Origin of the sequence: Actinophytocola sp., assembly GCF_035942955.1 — a bacterium.
GTDB lineage: Bacteria > Actinomycetota > Actinomycetes > Mycobacteriales > Pseudonocardiaceae > DASYTH01.
In genome coordinates this window covers 1-7873 of the sequence record NZ_DASZCQ010000007.1, presented here as the reverse complement: position 1 = coordinate 7873, position 7873 = coordinate 1, and the positions used below count along the sequence as shown (strand labels likewise).

Genomic DNA, 7873 nt, shown 5'->3' with positions numbered 1-7873 from the left:
GCGCTGCGCGCGGCGCGGGTGTCGTTCCTCGCACGGCAACCTAGGCGAGTTGCCGGAACGCGGTGGTGACGCACCTGCGCTACCGGGTACGCAAGTCCTAATCGGACCCCGCGATCGGGAGTAGGACAAGGAAGGTGGCGCCAGCGCCCGGCCCGGTGCGCAGATCGATCCGGCCGTGGTGGGCCGACACAATCGCCGCGGCGATCGCAGGCCGAAGCACGTCGCGGATCGCGTAACGGAAGACAACACGGCGCCCGCGCTGCGCGCGCTGCGCGCGGCGCGGGTGTCGTTCCTCGCACGGCGACCTAGCGAGTGCCGGAGCGCGGGAGTGACGCACCTGCGCTACCGGGTACGCCGGTCCTCATCGGACTCTGCGAGTGGGAGCAGGACGCGAAAGGTGGCGCCAGCATCGGGCTTGGTGTGCAAGTCGATCCGGCCATGGTGGGCCGACACAATCGCCGCGGCGATCGCACGCCGAAGCACGTCGTGGTCGCCTGCCGGCGACGACACGGCGCCGCGCGCCGCGCGCGCAGCGCGCGGCGCGGGTGTCATTCCTCGCACGGCGACCTAGGCGAGTTGCCGGAACGCGGGGGTGACGCACCTGCGCTACCGGGTACGCCGGTCCTCATCGAACTCTGCGAGTGGGAGCAGGACGCGAAAGGTGGCACCGGCGCCGGGCCTGGTGTGCAGGTCGATTCGGCCGTGGTGGGCGGACAGGATGGCCGCGGTGATGGCCAGGCCGAGGCCGGTGCCGCCGCTGCGCCGGGAGCGGCCGGCGTCGACGCGGTAGAACCGGTCGAAGACTAGCGGGGCCTCGTCGAGCGGGATGCCGTCGCCGGTGTCGCGGACCTCGAGCACGGCGGCCTCGTCGAGGTCGTCGAGCGGGTCGCCGGCGCTGGCGGCGGGACGCTTTCCGTTGAGCGACTGGACGGCGACGGTCACGGTGATCGGGGTGCCGGGCGGGGTGTGGGTGACGGCGTTGGTCACCAGGTTCATCGTGACCTGGCGCAGGCGGTGCTCGTCGCCGGTCACCCGCACCGGGCCGTCCGGGGTCTCCAGCCGCACCCGCCGGTCCGGGTCGCGCACGCTGACGTCGTGCACGGCGTCGGCGGCGAGCACCACCAGGTCCACCTCGCCGAGCTCGAGGGAGCGCTGCTCGTCGAGCTTGGCCAGCAGGAGCAGGTCGTCGACGAGCGTGCCCATCCGGACCGCCTCCTCCTCGATCCGGCCCATCAGTCTGTCCACATCGGACCGGTCGCCGCGCCGGTACAGCTCGGCGAAGCCGCGGATCGAGGTCAGCGGGGTGCGCAGCTCATGGGAGGCGTCCGCGACGAACCGGCGCAGTCGCGCCTCGGATCGCTCCCGCTGCCGCATCGCCGACGCGAGCCGGCCGAGCATCGTGTTGAGCGCGCGGCCGAGCCGGCCGGTCTCGGTGCGCGAGTCGGTGTCCGGCACCCGGCGGTCCAGGTCCCCGTCCGCGATCGCCGCCGCCGTCTGCTCCATCCGGGTCAGCGGCCGCAATCCCAGGCGCACCACGGAGAATCCGACCGACCCGAGCACGACCAGCAGCAGCGCACCGACGACGGATTCGATCACGACGAGTTGCCGGGTGGTCGCCTCCACGGTGTCCAGGGACTGCGCCACGGCCGCGAAGCCGTCCGGGATCCGCATGACGCGGACCCGCCACGACGCGCCGCCCGCCGTGTCCGGCACCGTGAACGGCGCCTGGATCTGCGTGGCCGCGGTCGCCTCGTTGATCGCGGGCAGCTGCGGGCCGCCGGTCTCGCCCTCCCGCTGCCCGAACGCGCGGGTCGGGGTCCCGCCGGGCGTGAACACCAGCACCCGGTAGTCGGTGGGCAGGTTGTCCGAACCGTTGGCCGGCGTCCCCGGCGTCACCAGGCGGCGACCCAGCCCCGGGCGGTCGGCGAACGCGCGGGTCAGATCGGACAGTTGCCTGTCCACGCGGTCCAGTTGGGACTTGCGGATGAGCAGGACGCTGGCCACCCCGAACACCAGCAGTGCCACCGTGGCCAGCACGAGGAGCGCGGCCACGATGCGGGCCCGGAGTGTCCACTTGCGCGTCATCGGGGCAGCCGCAGCGAGTAGCCGACCCCGCGCACGGTGTGGATCAGCGGCGGGTCGGTGCCGTCGATCTTGCGGCGCAGGTAGCTGATGTACGACTCGACGATCCGGCCGTCACCGCCGAAGTCGTAGTGCCACACCCGATCCAGGATCTGCGCCTTGCTGACCACCTTGTCGGCGTTGACCATCAGGTAGCGCAGCAGTTTGAACTCCGTCGGCGACAGTTGGATGGGCCGCCCGGCCCTGGCCACCTGGTGGGCGTCCTCGTCGAGGGTGAGGTCGGCGTAGCGCAGCATTCCCGGAGTCTCGTCCCGCTTCCCGTTGCGGGTGCGGCGCAGGATCGCCCGCAACCGGAGCACGACCTCCTCCAGGCTGAACGGTTTGGTGACATAGTCGTCGCCGCCGGCGGTAAGCCCGGCAATCCGGTCGGCCACCGCGTCCCGGGCGGTGAGGAAGAGCACGGGGAGCCGCTCGTGCACCGACCGCAGCATCCTGGCCACCTCGAACCCGTCGACGTCGGGCAGCATGACGTCGAGCACCACGATGTCCGGCCGGTGCTCGCGCGCGGCCGCCACCGCCGCCGCGCCGGTGTCCGCGGAGATGACGCAGAACCCGCTCAGCCGCAGCGCCGCGGACAGCAGCTCGAGGATGTTCGGCTCGTCGTCGACGACCAGGACGGTGTCCACCGCCCGAGGATGCCGGCCCATTCTGAGAGTTCCCTGGGAGAAACCTGGGAACTCTTGCACACGGGGCCACGCGGCGGCCCACTGATCCGTTGGAGTGGGCTTCCACGCGTCCCGGTTGGACATTGTTCCGCCGGCACCCAGCGTAGCCGTATAGGACGTGTCTCCAGGATGAACTCGGGATGGTGGAGGAAGCAACTTTGGCGAGCAAGCGGCGGTTCGTGTGTCGGGGTGGCGCTCAACAGCGCCCGTGTCGCCGGGCGGGACTCGAGAACTCGGGGGGTGTGCTGCGCCTTTGTGCCGCGTGGCGGCGGCTGATTCGGTCAGCTGACGCCTAGGAGCTGGTAGGCGGGGAACTTCGCGGTCACCGTCTGGCCTTCGGGCTTTCCGCGGATCCGGCGCCAGAGCCAGGGGCCGGCGGACTCAACGAACCAGCGGACCTGCTCGCGGATGCCGTCGGTCAGCTCGTTCCATACCGGGCGCTCCTCGACCACCCCGGAGCGGGTGCCGGTGAGCAGCTCCAGGAACTCGTCGGCGACGAGTTGGTGGCCGTAGGGGCCGGGGTGGAGGCGATCCTCGCTCCAGCCGGCGATGTCCTTCACGGCCCGGTCGGCGAGGTCGGCGCAGACGGCGCCATATTTCAGCGCGGTGTGGCGGACGTGGTCGTTGAACTGGCTCAGCCGGGCCGTGAACCGGCGGCGCACCAGGCCGGGCAGCGGCACCACCGAGCCGGGGTTGGGCAGGGTCGCGGTGAGCACCACCGCGCCGGTGGCCGCCATGCACGCCACCAGGTGATCGAACAGCTCGCACACCCGGGCCAGGTTGACCGCGGGCCGGATCAGGTCGTTCATGCCGACGACCACGCTGGCCAGGTCCGGCCTCAGCGCGATGGCCGGGGCGAGCTGGGCGTCGACCACGTCGGCGGTCAGCCGGCCGCGGACGGCCAGGTTGGCGTAGTGAAGGCCGCCTTGACGCCGGGCGATCTCCTCGGCGAACCGGTCGGCCCAGCCCCGGGGACGGCCCTGCGCATCGAAGTCACCGATGCCCTCGGTGAGGCTGTCCCCCATCGCGACGAACTGCGTCCACCTTCCGTTCACCCGAGTCAAGGTACTTGACCGATCGCCGCCAACCGCTAACGTCCGATGTATGGCCCCTGTGATCTACGACGACGCCACCCGCACCTGGCTGCTGCACACCCCCGGCACCTCCTACGTCTTGCGCCTTGACGACGAGGACGTGCCCCGGCACGTGCACTGGGGCCGCCCGCTGACCCCGGAGTCCGCGGCCGAGCTTCCGATCCCCGCGCCGCCCTGGGTGGCCAGCTTCGACGGCGCCTTCGACGTCGACGCCGAGCTGCCCGCCGAGGGTGGCGCCATGTTCGGCCCGGCCGCCCTACAGGTGCGCCACCCCGACGGCGCCACCGGGGTGGAATGGCGCTACCTCGATCACAGCGTGGATGAAGGCCACCTTCAGATCTCGTTCAGAGATCGGATCTATCCTCTGTCGATCACGCTGCACTACCGGGTGTTCGACGACAGCGACGTCCTCCAGCGCTGGCTCACCCTGCGGTCGGACGCACCGGTCACCGTGCTGCGGTGCGACTCCGCCCAGTTCGTCGTCCCCCGACGGGACGGCTATCGAGTCACCCATGTGGTGGGCTCGTGGAGCGGCGAGTTCCAGCTTCGCCGGTCCGAGCTGCCGGTGGGCGAGACCGTGCTCACCAGCCGCCGCGGCATCACCAGCCACCAGGCCAATCCCTGGATCATGATCGACGCCGGGGACGCCGACGAGGACCGCGGCGAGGTGTGGAGCTCCGCCCTGGCCTGGAGCGGCTCCTGGCGGATCACCGTGGCGCACACGACGTCCGGGCGGGTCGGCTGGTCGGCCGGGTTCGGCCACGACGGCCTGGCCTGGCACCTGCGCCCCGGCGAGGAATGGACCACGCCCGTGCTCGCCGGACTGTACACATCGGACGGATTCGGCGGCGCCAGCCGAGCCTGGCACGCCTACACCCGCGCGCACGTCCTGCCGCACCCCGATGAGCTGCGCCCGATCGTCTACAACTCCTGGGAGGCAACGGGTTTCGCCATCACCGAGGCCAACCAGAAGCACCTGGCCACGCTGGCCGCCGAGCTGGGCGTCGAGGTGTTCGTGGTCGACGACGGCTGGTTCGGCGGCCGCCGCGCCGACAACGCCGGCCTCGGTGACTGGTACCCCAGCCCGGTCCCGTTCCCCGACGGCCTCACCCCGCTGATCGACCACGTCCACGGCCTTGGCATGAAGTTCGGCCTGTGGGTCGAGCCCGAGATGGTCAACCCCGACAGCGACCTCTACCGCGCCCACCCCGACTGGGTGCTGCACCAACCGAACCGCCGCCGCACCGAGCTGCGCAACCAGCTCGTGCTCAACTTCGCCCGCCCCGATGTCGCCGCCTGGGCTCACAAATGGCTCGACGCCCTCGTGTCCGACCACCGCATCGACTACCTCAAGTGGGACATGAACCGCGCGTTCACCCAGCCCGGCTGGCCCACCCACGACGACCCCGACCGCCTCTGGATCGACCACGTCCGCGCGGTGTACTCGATCATCGATCAACTCCGCGCCGACCACCCCCACCTGCGCATCCAGTCCTGCTCCGGCGGCGGCGGCCGCGCCGACCTCGGCATCCTGTGCCGCACCGACGAGGTCTGGACCTCAGACAACACCGACGCCGTCGACCGCATCGCCATCCAGCACGGCTACACCCACCTCTACCCCGCCCGCACCATGGCCGCCTGGGTCACCGACAGCCCCAACATCTTCACCGCCCGCAGCACCCCCCTCCGCTTCCGCTTCCACGTCGCCATGGCCGGCACCCTCGGCATCGGCGCCAACCTCCTCGAGTGGACCGACTCCGACACGGCCGAAGCCACCGCCCTCATCGCCGAATACAAGGAAATCCGCCCTACAGTCCAATTGGGATACCAGTACCGCCTCGGCACCGACGCCGTGCAATACCTGCGCGACACCGAGGTCGTCATCATCGCCTACCGCCCCACCACCCGCTGGGGCGCCGGCCCGACCACCCTCCCCCTCAAAGCCCTCGACCCGACGGCTACCTACCACGACCCTGGCACCGGCGACTCCTACACCGGCACCACGCTGCTCACCCGCGGCCTCCCCCTCAACCTCCCACCCGGCGACCACGCCTCCACCTGCGTGCGTCTAACCCGTGGGTAACCGGCGTGTTGGCGCCTCACGTCGCCGTGTTGGCATCGCGCGCGGCCAACATGGCGACGCCACGCGCAAACACGGCGACATTGGAGGCAGTTAGCGGAGGCGGCGGGGGCCGGTGTCCTGGCGGGTGGGGGGTGGGCCGACCGTGATGCGGCCGCCGGTCACGAACGCGCCCTGGGGGGAGGCGAGGATGGGTTCGAGGGACAGCCAGCGGACCTCGGGGACGTCCTCGGCGAGGGCGGCGACGCGGAGCACGAGGTCTTCCAGGGCGGGGAGGTCGGCGGACGGGGTGCCGGCGTAGCCGGTGAGCAGCGGGGCGGCTTTGGGAGCGCGGATGAGGGCGGCGACGTCGGTGTCGGTGAGGGGGACGGCGCGGTAGGCGCGGTCCTCGAGGAGGTCGCTGATCACGCCGGACAAGCCGAACGACACCAGGGTGCCGAACGAGGGGTCGTCCTGGACGCCGATGGCGCAGGCCGTGCCCTTGGGGGCCATTCGCTGGACGTAGACGTCGTCCACACCGGACACTTCGCGGAGGTCGGCGTAGGCGTCACGGACCGCCTCCTCCGTGGTCAGGTCGAGGCGCACGCCGATCAGGTCCGTGCGGCGCCAGAACTGCTCGCCGGTTGCCTTCATGGCGACCGGGAACCCCAGGTGCAGGCCGGCTTTGATTGCCTCGTCAACAGTGGACACTCGGGCGTAGGGGACGATCCGGATGCCGTAGCAGGCCAGCAGGCGCTCGACCGCGCGGTCGTCGAGCTCGACGGGGCCGTCGCCGGACGTCGTGGCGATGGCGCGGGCGGCGTCCGGGTCGACGCCGGCGGGACGGACCGGACGGCCGGGCGGCGCGGCGCGCCAGCGGGCGTAGCGGGAGACCCGGGCCAGGGCGAGCGCCGCGCGTTCCGGGCTGGGGTAGGAGGGAATGCCGAGGTCCTCGGGAATGCCTTCCACGGCAAGGAATGTGGACACGAGGGGCTTGTGGCGGGACTCGTCGAGCTCGGCAATTGCGGACCGCACGGCGCGGGCGTAGGCGGTGCCGGGCACGGCCAGCGGCGGCACGAACACCACGATCAGGGCGTCGACCTCGGGGCGCCGCAACGACTCCGCGACGGCGCCGGCGAACGCGTCCGGGCCGGCGTCGACGCCGACGTCGAGCGGGTCGCCGGCCAGCTCGAGGCCGTAGCCGACCGCGGCGTCGGCGGCCAGCAGGCCGATCGCCGACGAGTTGCCGACCACGGCCACCCGCGGTCCGCGGGGCAGCGGCTGGTGGGCGAGCAGCACGGCGGTGTCGAACAGCTGGGCCAGGGTTTCCACGCGGATCAGGCCGTTCTGCTCGAACAGGGCCGGGACCACGGAGTCGCGGCCGGACTTGACGGCGACGATGGGCTTGGTGCGGCCGAGCCGGCGGGCCAGCCGGGCGAACTTGCGCGGGTTGCCGAAGGTCTCCAGGTACAGCAGCACGAGGTCGGTTGCCGGGTCGGTTTCCCAGTACTGCAGCAGATCGTTGCCGGACACGTCCGCCCGGTTGCCCGCCGAGACGAAAGTGGACAGTCCGAGCCCGCGGGCCTCGGCGTCGGCCAGGATCGCCGTGCCGAGGGCGCCGGACTGGCAGAAGAAGCCGGCCCGGCCGCGCGGCGGCATCAGCGAGGACAGCGAGGCGTTGAGCGAGACCGCCGAGTCGGTGTTGATGATGCCCAGCGCGTTCGGCCCGATCAGGCGCAGCCCGTAGGAGCGGGACAGCCCGACCAGCTTGCGCTGCCGGACCCGGCCCTCCTCGCCGATCTCGGCGAAGCCCGAGGAGATCACGACCAGCCCGTGCACGCCCTTGGCGGCGCAGTCCAGCACCACGTCCTGCACCGACTCCGCGGGCACCGCGACCACGGCGACATCCACCT

Annotated in this window: 5 protein-coding genes; 1 reads left to right on the top strand and 4 read right to left on the bottom strand. The window is 71.7% G+C overall.

Annotated elements, in window-relative coordinates; all coding sequences use genetic code 11:
• Positions 1-606: 606 nt before the first annotated feature.
• The 3 genes from VGX25_RS00380 to VGX25_RS00370 all read right to left on the bottom strand — a co-directional run bounded on the left by VGX25_RS00380 (position 607) and on the right by VGX25_RS00370 (position 3862).
• Positions 607-2085, bottom strand: a complete 1479-nt coding sequence (locus tag VGX25_RS00380; RefSeq protein ID WP_326915457.1) for a HAMP domain-containing sensor histidine kinase — start codon at positions 2083-2085, stop codon at positions 607-609.
• Positions 2082-2789 (bottom strand): response regulator transcription factor, encoded by a 708-nt coding sequence (locus VGX25_RS00375; protein WP_414635695.1) that lies wholly within the window; start codon positions 2787-2789, stop codon positions 2082-2084. The genes VGX25_RS00380 and VGX25_RS00375 overlap by 4 nt, the downstream gene beginning before the upstream one ends.
• A 299-nt stretch (positions 2790-3088) precedes the next feature.
• Positions 3089-3862 (bottom strand): SGNH/GDSL hydrolase family protein, encoded by a 774-nt coding sequence (locus VGX25_RS00370; protein WP_326915455.1) that lies wholly within the window; start codon positions 3860-3862, stop codon positions 3089-3091.
• A 49-nt stretch (positions 3863-3911) separates the two neighbouring features.
• Between VGX25_RS00370 and VGX25_RS00365 the strand changes: the two genes are divergently transcribed.
• Positions 3912-5984: an alpha-galactosidase gene (locus VGX25_RS00365; protein ID WP_326915454.1), complete on the top strand. Its 2073-nt coding sequence runs from the start codon at positions 3912-3914 to the stop codon at positions 5982-5984.
• Between the two features lie 90 nt (positions 5985-6074).
• Here the strand turns inward: VGX25_RS00365 and VGX25_RS00360 are convergent.
• The coding region (locus VGX25_RS00360; protein WP_326915453.1) for an acetate--CoA ligase family protein at positions 6075-7873 on the bottom strand (1799 nt) is incomplete at its 5' end.

Excerpts from the sequence above, each read along its gene's own strand:
- VGX25_RS00380 (WP_326915457.1), bottom strand. The coding sequence starts at position 2,085 with ATGACGCGCAAGTGGACACTCCGGGCCCGCATCGTGGCCGCGCTCCTC.
- VGX25_RS00375 (WP_414635695.1), bottom strand. The coding sequence starts at position 2,789 with ATGGGCCGGCATCCTCGGGCGGTGGACACCGTCCTGGTCGTCGACGAC.
- VGX25_RS00365 (WP_326915454.1), top strand. The coding sequence starts at position 3,912 with ATGGCCCCTGTGATCTACGACGACGCCACCCGCACCTGGCTGCTGCAC.